This is a genomic window from Desulfuromonas sp. TF (assembly GCF_000472285.1).
Classification (GTDB): Bacteria; Desulfobacterota; Desulfuromonadia; order Desulfuromonadales; family ATBO01; genus ATBO01.
The window spans coordinates 4,806-21,014 of the sequence record NZ_KI421427.1; the positions used below are offsets into that span (position 1 = coordinate 4,806).

Genomic DNA, 16,209 nt, shown 5'->3' on the forward strand with positions numbered 1-16,209 from the left:
GACAGGAAGGAGGAGCTGGTGAAGATATTCACCTCGGGACTGAAGAAACCCGGGATCAAGATGCGCGAACCGTACGCCCGGTCCCTGGGCCGGCTGCTGAGCCGCGTCCCCCTGTACGGCGGACCGGAGACGGTCCTGCCTCCCGAGCGGGTGGAGGCCTTTTTCGAACAGGTCCGGGGGCTGGACTGGTCCGATCCCGACTTCTCTCCGCTGAATCCTCTTTTTGCCCAGGCCGCCCGCCGCACCGACCGGCGCGGTGTGGATATCGCGGACCAGGTGCGCAGAGAGATCATCGAGAAGATGAAGAATTCCGGCGCCCGTCGGGAGGAAATCCGGGTGGTCCGGGAGACCGTGACCGTGGAGTACGCCGACCGGGAGCGCCAGTTCGGCGAATCCCTCCCTGCCGGGCTGATTCTGGTGAAAGAAGCGGAGAGCTGAATCCGCAGCAACCGAACAGGGAGTCTGCTCAGACCTCGATCGAACGGTTCTCGGTTTCGATCCGGTCGACCACGCAGAAGATCCCCTCTCCCCTGAGAGCTGGGCGGAAGCAGCCGTTGCAGGAGATGCAGGTGGCGCGGCTGCTTTCGTCCTGCCGCCAGCGGTTGACGAGATCGGGCTGCCGGATCAGCGGGCGGGAAAGGGAAAAGAGGTCGGCCTCGCCGTCCCGCAGCAGGCGCTGGAGCACGGCTCCGGAGCGCAGTCCGCCGACGACCATGATCGGGATGCCGACCGCTTCCTTGAGCCGCCGCGCATAGAGGGCGTTGTAGGCTTCCTGCTCCGGCCTGTCGATCCCCTGCCGGACCGGCGTCTCCTTGCCCGAGGCGGCGGTGCCGGAGCTGATCTCGATGGCATCGATGCCGAGCTCCTCCAGCCGCTGCGCCACCTGCATCGCCTCGGCGAATTCGAAGCCGCCCTCCAGGTGATCGGCGGCGGTGAGCTTGATGGCGACCGGATAGTCCGGGCCGACCTGCCTGCGCACCGCGGTGCAGACCTCTTCGAGGAAGCGCATCCGGTTGGCGAGGGATCCCCCGTAGGCATCGTCGCGCCGGTTCATCAGCGGGGAGAGGAACTGGTTGATCAGATAGCCGTGGGCGCCGTGCAGCTGGACGCCGTCGAAGCCGGCCTCTTGCGCCCGCCCGGCGCCCTCGGCGAAGGCGGTCACCAGCTTGCCGATCTCTGAGATGCTCAGCTCCCGCGGCACCTCAGGGTAGTTGGGGGCCTGCATCGCCGACGGCGCCACGGGCATCTGGCCGATGACCTTGGCGGTAGTCTGGGCGCCGGCGTGGACGAGTTGGCAGAAGATCCGTCCCCCTGCTTCGTGGACGGCACCGGTGAGTTCGGTCAGGGCCGGAAGGATCTCGTCGGTGTGGATGCCCATCTTGCCGGGAAGCTGCTTGCCGTCGGCGCGTACGAAGGTGTAGCCGGAGATGATGAGCCCGACCCCGCCGCGGACCAGATCCCGGTAGAGCCCGGCCAGCTGCGGCTTCGGCCTGCCGTCTTCTTCGCACAATCCTTCCCAGGTGGCGCTGCGCACCAGACGGTTGGGAAGGCTGAGGGAGCCGATGGCAACGGTATCGAAAAGGGTTCCTGACATGGGTTCTCCTTTCGGCAGAGGGGAATCATATAATTTTTATGCAGACATTGTGATGATCCCACATCTCAGCAACAATGAAGCTTTCTAATTTATAATCGACAGATCTCGCAATTTTTTTATCTTGGGTTTTATCATGAAACAAGAAATAGGCGAAATCAAAGTCGCCAGATAATGTGTAAATCAGAGATTCTGCGATTCCTTGTTTAAGCTCATATACGTTATCACCTTCTTTGTATACGACAGCTATTAAATAAGGATCATCTATTACAAAGTCAGGGTAAGTTATTTCTCCAAATACAGGTGATTGCAAATCATCGTCTTCTGATTCTTTACCTTCCCAATTTAAAGCCTCACTAGCCTTTGTAATGACATTTTTATATCCGTCTTTCAGAAAATACTGCTCTAAATATTCGAATATCAACCTGGCAATTATATCTTGAAATCCAAACTTAGACGATATAACTGCTTTATTGAGCAAATTGGATCGAATCTCGATAAATTCGTGCAGGCCTTCAATAAAGTGAAGCAATTTAGGGGTTTTCTTTTTCATATTCCTGCCACTTCAAATTTCCATATAAAGGAGGGCTGAGAGGCGAATACTCTATTATACCTTTTAACGGCCGGCAAGCCATTGCCTTTGTGTCAGCAGGGCTGGTTCACGGTCCCAATGACAAAAAAGGCCAAGTCTTCTCGACTCGGCCCTTTTTCGTGGATCGTACCAGGCTGAAGCAGGCTCAGCTTCCAATATACGTATCATCCTCCGTCTCCGATGGATTCTGCTCCTCCTGCATGACCCTGATTTTCTTTTCCAGCGCGTCAAGCTGGGCAATAGCCTCGTCTCTTGATTCAGGCAACTGGTCGGCCAGTGCCTGTAGCGCGTTTATTTGTTCCCGGATTTCTTGTTTCTGTCTTTCTTGCGCTGTTTCTTCTCTCATGACTCCGCCTCCACTTTTTTGAGGGGAATGGCTTGATTGCCTGCGCCCCAACCTATGCCCCGTCAATGGCATTATACCAAACGAGCGGACATAGGCGGTGTCTCCGGAGGGGCATGCAGGGCACGCGGCCGGCTTTCCCCGGTGATATAATTTTCAGCACCAACACTCCACCTCCCGACGCCGGAGCCGCCCATCCGATTCAAAGCCGAACGCATGGCGCACGGCGGAATCCATTAACGGGTTCTCCCTCCAAGGGGAGAACAGAGAGGCATCGATCCGTTGGAGAGTCAAAAAATAATTCTCGTCGCCATGACCGAGGACCGGCTCATCGGGCGCGAAGGGCGCATCCCCTGGCATATCCCCGAGGAACTCCAGCTCTTTCGCGAGCTGACCGTGGGGCACGCTGTTCTGATGGGGCGCCGCACCTTCGAGTCGATCGGCCGTCCCCTCCCCGAACGGCGCAACATCGTCCTGAGCCGTACGCTGGGGCCGACCCCCGGCGTCATCGTCTGCGTCGACCTGCGCAAGGGGCTCGCCGAAGGGGCGGCGCACGGCAGCAAGACCTTCATCATCGGCGGGCGCCAGGTCTATCGGGAGGCGCTCCCCATCGCCGACTTCATGCGCATCTCCTGGATCTCGGGGCATTATGCGGGAGACGTCTATTTCCCGCCCTTCAGCCTATCCGACTGGGAGGAAATCGATTCCCGGGACCGTACCGGATTCCGTCATGCCACCTACCGGCGACGAAACGGAGACGCGAAGCACCCGGATCATCCCCCCTGCAGTCCGGACTTGCGCTGACGCAACAGAGCGAAAAAGGCCGCGACCAGGCTCCAGATACCGAGGCTGACGAAGGCCAGTCCCCATGCGGAAACGCGTTCGTTTCCACCTGTAAAGTCGAGAACAGCTCCGAAGGCGAGAGGGGCGGAGAAGCCGGCGCCGAAACCGAAGAGGGAGTGCAGGGCCATGGCGGCCCCTTTGCGCCCCGGGTCGGCCGCCGCGACGAGCCCCGCGGTGAGCGACGCTGAATCCCCCATGACAAGGAGGAAGTAGGCGGCCATCAGGGAAAAAACGAGGGCGATGGGAAGCGGAGCGCTGAAGCCGACAAGGCAGGCCAGCGTACCCGAACCGGCCATGCTCGCCAGGATCAACTTGCGGCGGCCTCGCTTCACCGCCACTTCGTTCCCCATGATGCTCGCCACGGGGCCTAGGAGATTGATCCAGGCGGCCAGAGCCGCGGCGCCGAGGATGGACCCGGAGTTTGCGGCGGTGAGTCCGAGGCTGAAGGCAAAGAAGGCGGGCATCCAGGAGCGCAGTCCGAAGAGCTCCCAGCAATGAGCCGCGTAGCCGAGGATGTACCCCATGGCCTCGCGGTTTCGGAAGACCGGGCGAAAGTCGAAGAGGGCGGCCGGCCTGGCCCCCGTGGAGACGGGAGGCCGGGAGGGGAACAGGAGAAAGACGAGGGGTCCGGCGATGAAGGGTCCCGCCGCCGCGGCGGCAAAGGCCAGTCGCCAGCCGGTGGGCTCCAGGGCGCCGGCCAGCAGAAGGGATCCGGAGGTGCCGAAGCCGAAACTGGCGGTGTAGAAGGCGATGGCGCGGCTCTGGGTGGGGCCCCGGTAGTTGTCGGTCAGAATCCTCAATCCCGGCATGTAGGTCCCGGCCAGTCCCATTCCGACCATGGTCTGGAAGAGGAGCGCCGTCACCAGTCCGTGAGAGAAGAGAGCGAAGCCGAGGCTGCCGATGCAGGCCATGGAGGTTGCCAGCAGATAGATGCGGCGGGCGTCGATGCGGTCGGTGAGCCCCACCAGAAACGGCACGGCGGCCATGTAGCCGGCGAAAAAGATGCCGCTGACCAGCCCCGCCTCCGAATTGGTGAGGCTCCATTCGGCCCTGAGCACGGGAAGGAGCGCGGGCCAGGTTGCGAAGCCGGTCATGCTCAGGATCTCGGCCGCGCAAAGGAGCAGGACGACGCGCAGGGGTGAGGCTTCCGGTTTGGATGATAAGGTCATGTCGGCATAAGGGAAGTGAGATTTAATTCAAATGACAACGAAAAGATTAAGTTAGCGGGGCGGGAGCAAAACGTCAAAGGTAAAAACAGGAGAAGAGGGACTTGATCCGGCTGGGGAGTCGAAATGATTGGCTTATTGCAATGCAGTCGGTTAATTCCTGAGAAACTCTGGTAAAGTTAAGAAATCACTAACATGCCGCGAGAGGAGGAACCATGCTGACCATCGAACTGGAAGGGCGGAAAATCAAGGTTCCCGAGGGCTTGACGGTGATCGAGGCGCTCTGGGATACGGGGCATGACGTGAAGCGGGGGATCGGTTGCCTGTCGGGTCTGTGCGGCGCCTGCACGGTCGCCTACCTGGAGGCCGGGGCGCAGCGGGTCAGGTTCGGGCTGGGCTGCCAGACGGTGGTCGCCGAGGGGATGAACGTCATCATGCTCCCCTACTTCCCGTCCCGAATGGCGCGCTACGACATGGAGAGGATGACCAATCCGTTGCAGGAGCTGGCCGGTCACTATCCGGAGCTGACGGCCTGCAACGACTGCAAGGCGTGCAATATCTGTCCGGAATGGATCGACGTGGCTGGCTTCGTAAAAACCGCCAAGGAAGGAGGGTATGAATCGACCGCCGACAGGGTCATGGACTGTCACATGTGCGGCCTCTGCGCCTCCAGGTGTCCGAAAAGCATCGCACCCCAGTACGTCGGCCTCTACATCCAGCGCTCCTGCGCCCGCCAGCGGCCGCTGCCGCCCAATCTCGCCAAACGCCTGGAGCAGATGGCCGCGCTGCCCGCGGACCGCGAATTCACGCAAGTCGCGGCGCTGAACCGGGCCGGGCTCGAGGCCTATTGCCGCAAGATTCTCGACTCTTGAAGGAGGGGCTCCCATGTATCCTGCCGATCTGTTGAAGTCTCTGGAGCTGGTGCATTCCACCCGGCAGCGGCGTAGGGCCGAGAGTTTGCCCCGGCTTGAGGAGCAGCAACGCGACCATCTGCTGAAAACCTATCATCCCGATTACAAGGATGCCGCTTTCCGAAACTTGAGGGTGGGAGCCAACAAGGGCGACCGGGTGACCCATGAATTGGCCGACCTGCTGGAGTCCTTCAGCGACCTGGATCATGCCCGGATCAATCTTGAGCCGGAATTCACGACCGACGTGCTGGTGCTGGGAGGCGGCGGGGCCGGAGTCACCGCCGCGCTGTTTGCCGAAAGCCTGGGGGCAAGGGTTCTGCTGGCCACCAAACTGCGTCTGGGCAATTCCAACACCATCATGGCCCTGGGAGGGATGCAGGCTTCGGTGGCGGAAGAGGATTCCCCCCTCAGGCATTTTGCCGACACCATGGTCGCCGGCGGCTTTGCCGGCAAGGCGCCCCTGGTCAAAGCCCTGGTGGAGGACGGTCCTCACATCGTCAAGTGGCTGCTCGACATCGGCGTCAACTTCGACCGTGACGCCCTGGGGAACCTGGCGACGAAAAAGGCCGGTGGACTCTCCGCACCCAGGATTCTGTCCATCGGCGACCATACCGGATTGAACATCATGAAGGTGTTGAAGGATGAGATGCGCAAGAGCGGCCGCATCGAAATCCTGGAATTCTCCCCGGCGGTGGAACTGACCACCGATGCGGCCGGGGCCTGCAACGGCGCCATCCTCTACGACCTGGGGCGGCGGCGCCATCTGGCGGTTCAGGCCAGAGCGGTCATTCTCGCCACCGGAGGGGCCGGGCGCCTGCACAACCAGGGCTTCCCCACCTCCAACAATTTCGGCGCCACCGGCGATGCGGTCGTCCTCGCCTACCGTGCCGGCGCCGGCATCGAGGGGATGGACTCCTTCCAGTACCATCCGACCGGGGTGATGTTCCCCGATCATATGGTCGGGGTGCTGGTCACCGAGGCCATCCGCAGCCTGGGGGCCCACCTGGTCAACGCCGAGGGACGACGCTTCGTCAACGAGCTGGAAACCCGCGATCTCGTCGCCGCGGCCATCATCCGCGAGGTCGAGGGGGGCCGGGGAGTCCGCACCCCTTCCGGCAAGGTCGGAGTCTGGCTGGATATCCCGGTATTGGAAGAGCTGCTGGAGAAGGGGATGCTGAAGAAACGCTTTCCCTCCCTTTTCAAACAGTTCAGACGGGTCCGAATCGATATCACCCGGCGGCCGCTGCTGATCTACCCCACCCTGCATTACCAGAACGGCGGCATCCTCATCGACGAGCAGAGCGAATCGACGGTGAACAACCTCTTTGTCGCCGGGGAGGCGGCCGGCGGCATCCACGGCCGCAACCGGGCCATGGGGAACTCGCTGCTGGATATCTTCGTGTTTGGCCGCCGGGCCGGATTGGCTGCGGCGGAGCGACGCGGCGCCGTGCCCGGGCCGGTCACCCTGAACCATCTCACCCGGTATTACGACCGGCTGAAATCGCTGAGAATTTCCAGCGTGGCCAAATCCCCCACACTGTTTCCGGAGTTCATCGTCGATAAACTCTGAGAGTCGCGGCAGTTGGCCAGCCCGGGCAACGATTGAGAGTGTGAAGGCGATGCAGGTTATCGGAGAGCGAAAATCTGAGCTTCGCCACTTCCTCAAAGGACTGTACGAAGTCCTGTTCGTGGGAGGAGCGGCCTTTTATGCCTGGATGATCGGGTTGACCTGCCTGGCTCTCCTCGGCCTGGCGACCTATGGCGCCCAGCTGCTGCACGGAATGGCCCTCACCCACATGAGCGACCATGTTTCCTGGGGGTTCTATATTTCCAACTTCACGTTTCTGGTCGGGGTGGCGGCCGCCGCGGTCCTGCTGGTGATCCCCGCCTACCTCTACCATTTCAAGGCGATCAAGAAGATCGTCGCCTTCGGGGAACTGCTCGCCGTCACCGCCGTCATCATGGCGATAATGTTCGTCCTGGTCGATGTCGGACGTCCTGACCGGCTCTGGCACCTGCTGCCGGGGCTGGGGCGGATGAACTTTCCCTCCTCGGTTCTGGCCTGGGACATCCTGGTGCTCAACGGCTACCTGCTGCTCAACCTGACGGTGGCAAGCTATATAGGCGGCTGCACCTATTTTGGCCGGGAGCCCGACAAGCGCATCGTGATCCCGTTGATCCTGCTCTCCATCCCCTGGGCCATCGGCATTCACACCGTCACGGCCTTCCTCTACAACGGCCTTCCGGCCCGCCCTTTCTGGAACGCCTCTATTCTTGCGCCGCGCTTTCTCGCTTCGGCCTTTTGCGCCGGGCCGGCCCTGATGATCATCATCTTCCAGGTCCTGCGCAGGGTCATGGATTTCCAGGTGCGCGACCGGGCGATTTTCAAACTGGCGGAGATCATCGCCTATGCCATGGCGATCAACCTCTTCCTGATGTTTGCGGAGATTTTCAAGGAATACTACTCGAACACGGCTCATCTGGCGCCGATGCGGTACCTGTATCAGGGGTACCACGGTTATTCCAGGCTGACCCCCTGGATCTGGACGGCGATGACCTTCAATACCGTCGGCTTCCTGCTGTTTCTGTTGCCGCGGACCCGGGAGAGACTCCTGACCCTGAATATCGGCTGCGGGCTGATTTTCATCGGCATCTGGATCGAAAAGGGGATGGGGCTGATCGTACCCGGCTTCATTCCCGACACCCTCCATGAAATCCATGAATACATGCCTTCCCTGCAGGAGGTCATGATCGGCCTGGGGATCTGGGCGTTTGGCGGGCTGCTCTATACCCTGGCGGTGCGCACGGTGATTGCCCTGGATACCGGCCGCCTGCGGCATCCGGAAGCCCCTCCGCTGGCTCTGGACAGCGATGCGGAAGGCCCTCTCGCCCGGGACATCATGACCCGAGCGGTGAAGTCAATCGCTCCGGCCGCCCCGGTGGAGGAAGTGCGGCGACTCATGAGCGCAAGCGGCATCAGCGGATTTCCGGTCGTCGATGAACAGAACCGCGTTCTCGGGGTCGTCTCCGAGTCGGACATCATCCTCTACGAAATCAACCCACAGCCCCACCTGGTCGCCAGGCTGAAACAGGTGATCCTGCCGAGGTCCGGGGCATCCCAAAGCCCGGGAGGGACGGCCGCGGACATCATGAGCTCCCCCGCCATCACCGCCCGGGACAATGCCCCCCTGCGGGAGCTCTCCCAGGAGCTGCTGGAAAAAAAGATCAAGCGCATCATTATCGTCGATCAGAACCGGCATCCGGTAGGCGTGGTTTCCCGGATCGACATCGTCAAGGCTTTCGAGCGTCTTGGTTAGAGGGGGCAGGAAGCTCCTGCACCGGTTTTGCTAGAGAAACGTCTCTTTACTCCTGAAGACCCTCCCCCCTGAGTGCCGACCGAGCCAGGATCGATTCCACAAAAAGGTGGCGTCGGCCCCGATGAAATGCTATTTCTTGATGGCGTCGCCATCCTCTGAGTTTTTGCGAGTGCATCATTCTTGAAACCGGACAACCGCTGGCAGGAAGGGTAGAATTTTGAAGATGACAAAGAGTGTGTCCCAGAAACCCGCTAAAGACGAGGACAGGTACAATATTCGGGCGATCGAAAGAGCTCTCTCGGTGCTCGATATCTTCTCCCGCGAGCGCAGAACACTCTCCCTCGATGAGCTCACCAAGGCCTCCGGTCTCTCCAAACCCACCCTCTTCCGCATTCTCTCCACCCTGCAAAGCCAAAAGTACGTCATCCAGGACAAGAATGACGGACGCTACCGGCTCGGCTCGGTCTTCCTCGGACTTGCCTCTTCGGCGCTCGGCGCATCGGCACTCGGATCGCTCGACCTCGGGACGATAACCCGCCCCCACCTCATCGAGCTGCGCAACAGGGCTCAGGCCACGGTGCTCCTCGGCACCCTGATGGAAGACCTTCTCGTCTACCTCGACAAGCGCGAAGGGGAAGGGCCCGTGAGGCTCGCCGCCGACATCGGCTGGCGTCGGGACCCCCCCAACTACGGCATGCTTGGAATGACCCTCATGGCCCACCTTGAACCCTCCGAACAGGAGCGTCTTCTGCGGGAGGCCCCTCTGCATGCCTACACGCGGAAATCCGTGACCGACCCCGCCCTCTTCAGCCGGAAGCTGCTCGAGATACGCGATCGCGGTCACGTGGTGGAGTTCGAAGAGGCGATAGAGGGTGTGTGGGGGGTCGCCGCCCCGGTGTGGAACTCTGCCCGCGAAGTGGTCGCAGCCGTCGGCGCGGCGCTGCCCATGACGGTGAAGAGCGAAGAGCGCATCGCCGAGACGATACGTCTCGTAAAGACGTGCGCCAAGGAAATCTCCTCCGATCTCGGCCATAGGGGATAGCCCCAGACAGCGAGGGTCGCTCCGCAAATCGCCCATTCAAGTCTTACCGTTCCGTCCTCTTCCTTTGTTATCTTCCGGCAAATATAATCCATTGTTTTATATGAGACAAACCAGGTCAACTATCGGCTTGGCGAGGGAAAAAATATTTCCTTGACACGGGAGGCGAGCCCGGTTTAAATGGATATAAAATGAAATGCTATTTCATGGTATGAAATAAAGAACAGGGAAAGCAAAAAACGAAGCATGCAACTGGAGCACGGATCCAGGCACACGGGGAGAGAAGGACCTATGAGGTACGCAGAGACAGGGTTCAATCTGGAAGTTGACCTCACCAGAGGAAACATTGAGAGATTAAGAACCGATCCGGAACTGACCGCCCTTCATCTCGGGGGGAATGGTACCGCCGCGGAGATCCTGTGGGACAGGGTTCCTCCCGAGGTGGAACCCTTTTCTCCCGACAATCTCCTCATCTTCAGCGCCGGTCTTTTGGATGCCACCCCTGTTCCAGGCGCTAACCGCACCTGTATCAGCAGCATCAGTCCCCAGTCCAACCTTTATGTCAATTCAGGATTCGAGGGTTTCTTCGGGCCGGAGATGAAACACGCCGGGTACGACAAGATCGTCATTCGCGGCAAGTCCCCCGGCCTGGTTTATCTGTGGATACACGATGACAAGGTGGAAATACGGGACGCCGGCCATCTCCAGGGGAAAAGCCCGCACGAAACCGCGGCCCTCATCCAGCAGGAGCTGAAGGACCCCAAGGTCCAGGTGGCCGCCATCGGCGTCGCCGGAGAAAACAAGGTCTACCAGGCCAGCATCGAACATGCGAACTCCAGCGCCTCTCGGGGGGTTGGCGTGATCATGGGGGATAAAGGACTGAAGGCGATCGCCGTCCGTGGAACAAAGGACATCCAGGTTGCGCGACCTGCCGAGCTTTTTCAGATATGCATCCCACGATATCGTGAAATTTACGACAACCCGTCCTGCGGGGATCTTTTTTTGAACAAAGAGGACGATTCCTGGCACGTCAATCATCTCCCCTGGAGCAATGCGAGCAAGCGTGAAAAAGGTTATTGGCTTGAAGACATGGAAAAAGAGTGGGAGGTGCGTGTTGAAAGCGAGCGTATTACCACTCAGTGGGAAAATTACAGCCAGGAACTCGAAGAGATCCGGGAGACGGTCGTTGATAAAAGCGAGCTTCTTCGAGGAACGGGTTGCTATAACTGCCCGAAGGAGTGCCATCGGTCGTTTTACCTGCCTGGCGGCCGCAAATATTTCCTGAAAAGCTACGGCAAGCTCGCCTATGCGATGTCGGCCTACGAAGATCTGAAATTCAATTACGACCTCCTTGCCGCCATGCAGGAGTACGGACTGGACGAATCCTCGATGCCGCAAGTTCTCACCTTCGCCCTTGAACTTTTCGAATCCGGCATCTTGACCGACGAGGACCTGCCGGAATTTCCAACCGATGGCGAGGACAGATTCCTCTACCTCCTTGAGAAGGTCGCACGGCGGGAGGGGGTCGGGGATGCGTTGGCCAGTGGCCTGTATCTGGCCGCCCGTCAGATAGGCAAGGGCGCGGAAGCATACGATCGCACCACAAAAAGAATCGAGCAGCTGCCTCTCAAGCGGGAGATGCCCAATTACTCTTATTTCCTCATGCATGCCACCGGCGGGACGATGGACATCACCCAGGTCGAGGGTTCCTTTCCCCAGATGCCCATTCCTGACAGGAAGGAGAGAGAAGAATTCGTAAGGAATTGGGATGCGGCTCCGGAAAAATTCAAGAAATGGTTTCTGGAATGGGAACCGGGTCAACCCCTCGCTGTTGAAGCGGCTGCCGAAATCGCTGACTGGAACGGGGCCATGCATGACGCGGATGACGCCCTGGGGATGTGCTCCCTTCTGTCGTCGTTCCGGGGGCAGTTCGGCGGAAGGCCCCCCTATCACCTTCACAACCTGCCAAAGCTCATCTGGCTGGCCACCGGAATGGACCTGGATTCGGACGGGCTGTTGAGAATAGCCCGAAGGAACCGGCAGCTGGTCAGAGCCATCAATGTCAGAAGAGGGCTGAGGAGACGGGATGAGAACCTGTCGGAAGACCTCTGGCCGGACAGGGACCCCGCGATGGAGCAGAAGTACCTTGAAGCATTCTATGAATTCCAGGGCTGGACGCGGGAGGGCATTCCGACCGGAGAGACGCTGGACGGACTGGGTCTGGATTACGTCCGCGAAGACCTCGTGAAGAGGGGAATTTTGACCGACAACGAAGAGGTAAAAAAATGAGGTACGCAGAGACCGGGATTAATTTGGAAATCGATCTCTCCCAGGGAACCGTCGAGAGGGTAAAAACCGATCCGAGGCTGACCGAACTTCATCTGGGGGGACAGGGCACTGCCGCAAAGATCCTCTGGGACAGGGTTCCGCCCGAAGTCGACCCTTTTTCTCCCGAAAACCTCCTCATCTTCAGCACCGGCCTTTTTCACGGCACGCCCGTCCCCGGCGCCAATCGAACCTCCGTCAGCACCTTTTCCCCCCTGACGAACCTGTATGTCAATTCATTGATGGGAGGATGGCTGGGGCCGGAACTGAAACATGCCGGTTACGACAAGATCGTCATCCGGGGCCAGGCCTCCGGCCTGGTGTATTTATTTATACACAATGACAAAGTCGAAATCCGCGACGCCAGCCATCTCAGGGGAAAAGGGTGCCAGGAAACCGCGGAGCTTCTTCGCCAGGAGCTGAAGGACCCCCGGGTCCAGGTTGCCGCCATCGGCCTGGCCGGTGAAAACCGGGTCTATCAGGCGACCATCGAGCATGCCAACTCCAGCGCTTCCCGGCATGGAGTCGGCGCGGTCATGGGGGCCAAGGGGCTGAAGGCGATCGCGGTTCGAGGAACCCGGGACATCCATGTCGCCCGACCGGCCGAGCTGTGGGAGCTGTGCAAAAACCACTATAAGGAGATTCACGACAACAAAAATTGCGGCGACCCCATGGCGCACGATCATAATGAAGGTTTCCATGTCGACAACTTTGCCTGGGGAAATGCGCGTACCCGGAGGAAGGGCTACTGGAATAAAGAACGTGAAGCGAAATGGGTTGAAAAGTGGAAAGAGGTGCGGACCCGGGACTCGGGCTGCTACAACTGTCCGAAGGACTGCCATTATACGATTGCCTACCCCGGGCGTCAGAAATACTTCCTGAAATGCTTCAACAAGCTGACCTACTGCATGGCGGCCTATCAGGAAATCGACTTCAACTATAACATCCTCGGACTTACGAGCGCCTACGGATTGGACGGTTTCTCGACCCCTCAAGTCCTCGCCTTCGCCGTCGAGCTCTATGAAGCCGGCATCCTGACCGACGACGACCTGCCGGGGTTCCCCTCCGACGGTGCCGAGAGATTCTTCTACCTTCTCGAAAAAATCGTTCGCCGGGAAGGAATTGGAGACGTATTGGCCAACGGTGTCTACCAGGCAGCCCGTCAGATCGGCAAGGGCGCGGAAGAATTCGATCACAACACCACGAAAAAAGTCGAGCAGGTGCCTCTGAAGCTGGGAGTCATAAATTACCCCTTCTACCTGATGTACTGCACCGGTGAAAAGATGAATATCACCCAGATTGAAGGGTCCTTTCCCCAGGCGCCCATTGCAGATTTGGAGAAGAGGAAAAACTTTGTAGAGAACTGGGATGCAGCGCCTGAAAAATTCAAGAAATGGTTCATGGAATGGGAACCCCGTGAACATATGCCGATCGAAGCGTCGGTCAATGTCTGTGACTGGAACGAGGCCATGCATTACGTCGATGACGCCATCGGGACCTGTGCCTGGCTGTCGTCATTCAGAGGGCAATTTGGCGGGTCGCCTCCCTATCACCTTTTTAATCTGCCAAAATTCATAACGCTGGCGACCGGGATAGAACTCGACTCGGACGGACTATTGGAAATAGCCCGAAGAAACCGGCAGCTGGTGAGAGCCATCAATGTAAGACGAGGCTTAAGAAGAGTTGAAGAAAAACCGCCGGAAAATCACTGGAAGATTCGCGACCCCGAGATGGAACAGAAGCATCTTGACGCCTATTATGAATTCAAGGGTTGGTCCAGGGATGGAATACCCGCTAAACAGACGTTGGACAGCTTGGGTCTGGATTACGTGAGCGAAGACTTCATAAAGAGGGGGATCTGGACGGATGAAGAAGCCCCTCTCCTGCAAGAGACTTCGGCGGGAAAATAAGAAAACCAGAGATAGGAGGTGGTACCCGTGAGCGATCGGTTGAATACGAAGACAGTTAAAGAAATAAAGGTCAATCTTGACAAATGCATCGGTTGTCGAGCCTGCGAACTGGCCTGTTCCGCCCATCACGCCAAGCCGAAATACAGCAGCATCAACCCGGAAAGGTCCCGGATCCGGGTGGTTATGGACTTGCTGAATGATGTGTACGTTCCGATACGGGCCGGAGATTACACGCCGGCCGAATGCAGCGGCCGACATTCGTATACGATCAACGGCAAGGAATACACCCAGTGCAGCTTCTGCAGCGTTTCCTGCCCGGCGCGTGACTTGTTCAAGGAGCCCGATTCGGGGATACCGCTCAAATGCGATATGTGCGAGGACGACCCGACGCTCACGGAGCCCTTATGCGTCCAGGTCTGCCGCTGTGGGGCCCTGACCTACGCCGAGTGGGAAGAAGAGGTCGAAGACGTGCCAACAGCAAAGCAGTGCGAGATGGAAATCGGCCTGGAATCGCTGATCACCAGATTTGGTCAAGAAAAGGTGGCTGATGCCTTTGCGCAGAGATTCAAAAACTCGAAACGGTAGGTGATGTTGTGGTAGAGTGGTTCACCCTTCCGGGGTAAAACGATACCACGAAAAAGGTGAAAGGCTCTGCATGGCTCCAAACCAGGAGAAGGCGGCGATCTCCCGAACGGCCGTCCTGTTCGTCGTCTGCACCGCGCATTTCCTCATGCCGTTCATGATGTCCGCGGTCGGCATTGCCCTGCCTTCCATCGGGCGGGAGTTCGGCGCCAGCGCCATGCAGCTGGGGCTGGTGGTGACGTCGTACGTGCTGTCGGCCTCCATCTTCCTGCTGGCCATGGGACGCCTGGCCGACCTGTACGGCCGCCGGCGCATCTTCCAGACCGGCATCGCCGTCTTCACCATAGCCGGCGGCCTCATCTCCCAGGCCTGGTCCATCGAATCCGTGATCGCTCTGCGCTTTATGCAGGGGATGGGCGGGTCGATGGTGATGGCCACGACCGTCGCCATCGTCGTTTCCATCTTCCCGCCGCGGGAGAGAGGAAAAGCGCTGGGGATCTCCGTCGCCAGCGTCTACGCCGGCATCTCCTGCGGGCCGTTCATCGGCGGCGCACTGGTGGCCGCTCTCGGCTGGCGCTCCCTCTTCTACCTGTGCGTTCCCCTGGGGGCGGCAGTCTTTTTCATCAGCCGCGCCAAAATCCGAGACGAATGGGCGGAAGCGAAGGGGGAGCCCTTCGACTGGCTTGGGAGCCTGCTCTACGCCGGCGCCATCCTCCTCCTGATCAGCGGCGCCTCCAATCTCGACCGCGGGGTCTGGGCCGGGGTCCTGCTGGCTGGCGGGCTGGTCGGGATTTTCCTATTTCTCGCGGTGGAAGCGAGGACGAGATATCCCATCCTCGACATCGCCCTGCTGCGGAGCAACAAAGTTTTCGCGTTCAGCAACCTGGCCGCTCTGCTGAACTACGCCGCCACCTTCGGGGTGACCTTCTTTCTCAGCCTTTATCTGCAATACGTCAAGGGGATGAGCCCATCGGCCGCGGGCAGCGTCCTCATCATCCAGCCGGTCGCCCAGACCCTGCTCTCCCCGGCCTGCGGCCGGCTGGCCGACCGCTTTCCAGCGGCCCGGGTGGCGACCGTGGGCATGACCCTGTGCGCCATCGGCCTCGGCCTTGCCACCGGCATTTCCGAAACCACCCCCCTGAGCGTGATCATGGCCATCCTGGCCTTTCTCGGCATGGGCTTCGCCCTGTTTTCCTCCCCCAACACCAGCGTCATCATGGGCAGCGTCGAACCCCGCCAACTGGGGGTCGCCTCCGGACTCAACTCCACCATGCGAACCCTGGGCATGCTGAGCAGCATGACCATCATCACTGTCATCTTTTCCTTCCTCATGGGCGGCCACGCGGTAACCACCGCCACTCTCCCCGCCTTTCTCCAGAGCATGCACGCCGCCCTGCTGGCTTTCTGCGCCCTGTGCGTCCTGGGGATCTTCTGCTCCTTCGGCCGCCTGCGGGAGAAGGCGACAGACGCCCCGGAGGAAACGGTCCAGGTCCCCGCAGAAAGTCCGAATGTCGAACCCTGACCCTCGGCGCCTCTCCTGACCCCTGCAGCTCTCCCCTCGGAACGGATTGCATTCAACAGGCTTTTTGA

The 16,209-nt window shown here is 59.6% G+C and carries 13 protein-coding genes and 1 pseudogene; 10 read left to right on the forward strand and 4 right to left on the reverse strand.

Translation table 11 applies throughout. From position 1 onward, the window contains the following. A pseudogene (locus DTF_RS27465) lies at positions 1-438 on the forward strand (hypothetical protein); the annotation flags it as partial. 28 nt (positions 439-466) lie between these two features. On the opposite strand, the gene DTF_RS0119205 reads toward DTF_RS27465, so the two are convergent. The 3 genes from DTF_RS0119205 to DTF_RS0119215 form a co-directional block, all read right to left on the reverse strand. Continuing rightward, positions 467-1,594 (reverse strand): NADH:flavin oxidoreductase, encoded by a 1,128-nt coding sequence (locus DTF_RS0119205; RefSeq protein WP_027716635.1) that lies wholly within the window; start codon positions 1,592-1,594, stop codon positions 467-469. Positions 1,595-1,619: 25 nt separating this feature from the next. Beyond that, positions 1,620-2,144 carry a hypothetical protein gene (locus DTF_RS0119210; RefSeq protein WP_027716636.1) on the reverse strand — a complete coding sequence of 175 codons (525 nt, stop codon included), beginning with the start codon at positions 2,142-2,144 and terminating at the stop codon, positions 1,620-1,622. A 184-nt stretch (positions 2,145-2,328) separates the two neighbouring features. After that, positions 2,329-2,529, reverse strand: coding sequence for a hypothetical protein (locus tag DTF_RS0119215; protein WP_027716637.1), 201 nt, complete (start codon positions 2,527-2,529; stop codon positions 2,329-2,331). A 279-nt stretch (positions 2,530-2,808) separates the two neighbouring features. Here DTF_RS0119215 and DTF_RS24630 point away from each other — a divergent pair, with 279 nt between their 5' ends. Then, a complete protein-coding gene (locus tag DTF_RS24630) occupies positions 2,809-3,330 on the forward strand; it encodes a dihydrofolate reductase (RefSeq protein WP_155890883.1) in 522 nt (173 codons plus the stop codon). On the opposite strand, the gene DTF_RS24635 is transcribed toward DTF_RS24630, so the two are convergent. Continuing rightward, positions 3,300-4,538, reverse strand: coding sequence for a nitrate/nitrite transporter (locus DTF_RS24635; RefSeq protein ID WP_035058294.1), 1,239 nt, complete (start codon positions 4,536-4,538; stop codon positions 3,300-3,302). The two genes, DTF_RS24630 and DTF_RS24635, sit on opposite strands and share 31 nt — an antisense overlap. Positions 4,539-4,750: 212 nt before the next feature. Here DTF_RS24635 and DTF_RS0119230 point away from each other — a divergent pair, with 212 nt between their 5' ends. The 8 genes from DTF_RS0119230 to DTF_RS24660 all read left to right on the forward strand — a co-directional run bounded on the left by DTF_RS0119230 (position 4,751) and on the right by DTF_RS24660 (position 16,141). Further along, the gene (locus DTF_RS0119230; RefSeq protein ID WP_027716638.1) at positions 4,751-5,407 is read left to right on the forward strand and encodes a 2Fe-2S iron-sulfur cluster-binding protein; all 657 of its coding nucleotides are present in this window, start codon (positions 4,751-4,753) and stop codon (positions 5,405-5,407) included. 13 nt (positions 5,408-5,420) lie between these two features. Further along, positions 5,421-7,016 (forward strand): FAD-binding protein, encoded by a 1,596-nt coding sequence (locus tag DTF_RS0119235; protein ID WP_027716639.1) that lies wholly within the window; start codon positions 5,421-5,423, stop codon positions 7,014-7,016. A 49-nt stretch (positions 7,017-7,065) separates the two neighbouring features. Continuing rightward, entirely contained in the window at positions 7,066-8,763 is a 1,698-nt protein-coding gene (gene dsrP, locus DTF_RS24640) for a sulfate reduction electron transfer complex DsrMKJOP subunit DsrP (RefSeq protein WP_081703106.1), read from the forward strand. 235 nt (positions 8,764-8,998) lie between these two features. Continuing rightward, positions 8,999-9,805, forward strand: a complete 807-nt coding sequence (locus tag DTF_RS25840) for an IclR family transcriptional regulator (RefSeq protein ID WP_162148672.1) — start codon at positions 8,999-9,001, stop codon at positions 9,803-9,805. A 288-nt stretch (positions 9,806-10,093) separates the two neighbouring features. After that, a complete protein-coding gene (locus DTF_RS0119255; protein ID WP_027716640.1) occupies positions 10,094-12,091 on the forward strand; it encodes an aldehyde ferredoxin oxidoreductase N-terminal domain-containing protein in 1,998 nt (665 codons plus the stop codon). Further along, a complete protein-coding gene (locus DTF_RS24655; protein ID WP_051361489.1) occupies positions 12,088-14,037 on the forward strand; it encodes an aldehyde ferredoxin oxidoreductase N-terminal domain-containing protein in 1,950 nt (649 codons plus the stop codon). The genes DTF_RS0119255 and DTF_RS24655 overlap by 4 nt, the downstream gene beginning before the upstream one ends. 27 nt (positions 14,038-14,064) lie before the next feature. Beyond that, complete coding sequence (locus DTF_RS0119265) at positions 14,065-14,622, forward strand: 4Fe-4S binding protein (RefSeq protein ID WP_027716641.1); 558 nt, start codon at positions 14,065-14,067, stop codon at positions 14,620-14,622. Positions 14,623-14,692: 70 nt separating this feature from the next. Continuing rightward, the gene (locus DTF_RS24660; protein WP_051361490.1) at positions 14,693-16,141 is read left to right on the forward strand and encodes an MFS transporter; all 1,449 of its coding nucleotides are present in this window, start codon (positions 14,693-14,695) and stop codon (positions 16,139-16,141) included. The last annotated feature ends 68 nt before the right edge of the window (positions 16,142-16,209 follow it).

Coding starts and splice junctions, on each gene's coding strand:
- DTF_RS0119255 (WP_027716640.1), top strand. CDS start 10,094: ATGAGGTACGCAGAGACAGGGTTCAATCTGGAAGTTGACCTCACCAGA.
- DTF_RS0119235 (WP_027716639.1), top strand. CDS start 5,421: ATGTATCCTGCCGATCTGTTGAAGTCTCTGGAGCTGGTGCATTCCACC.
- DTF_RS24635 (WP_035058294.1), bottom strand. CDS start 4,538: ATGACCTTATCATCCAAACCGGAAGCCTCACCCCTGCGCGTCGTCCTG.
- DTF_RS0119230 (WP_027716638.1), top strand. CDS start 4,751: ATGCTGACCATCGAACTGGAAGGGCGGAAAATCAAGGTTCCCGAGGGC.
- dsrP (WP_081703106.1), top strand. CDS start 7,066: ATGCAGGTTATCGGAGAGCGAAAATCTGAGCTTCGCCACTTCCTCAAA.
- DTF_RS0119205 (WP_027716635.1), bottom strand. CDS start 1,594: ATGTCAGGAACCCTTTTCGATACCGTTGCCATCGGCTCCCTCAGCCTT.
- DTF_RS0119215 (WP_027716637.1), bottom strand. CDS start 2,529: ATGAGAGAAGAAACAGCGCAAGAAAGACAGAAACAAGAAATCCGGGAA.
- DTF_RS24655 (WP_051361489.1), top strand. CDS start 12,088: ATGAGGTACGCAGAGACCGGGATTAATTTGGAAATCGATCTCTCCCAG.
- DTF_RS0119210 (WP_027716636.1), bottom strand. CDS start 2,144: ATGAAAAAGAAAACCCCTAAATTGCTTCACTTTATTGAAGGCCTGCAC.
- DTF_RS24660 (WP_051361490.1), top strand. CDS start 14,693: ATGGCTCCAAACCAGGAGAAGGCGGCGATCTCCCGAACGGCCGTCCTG.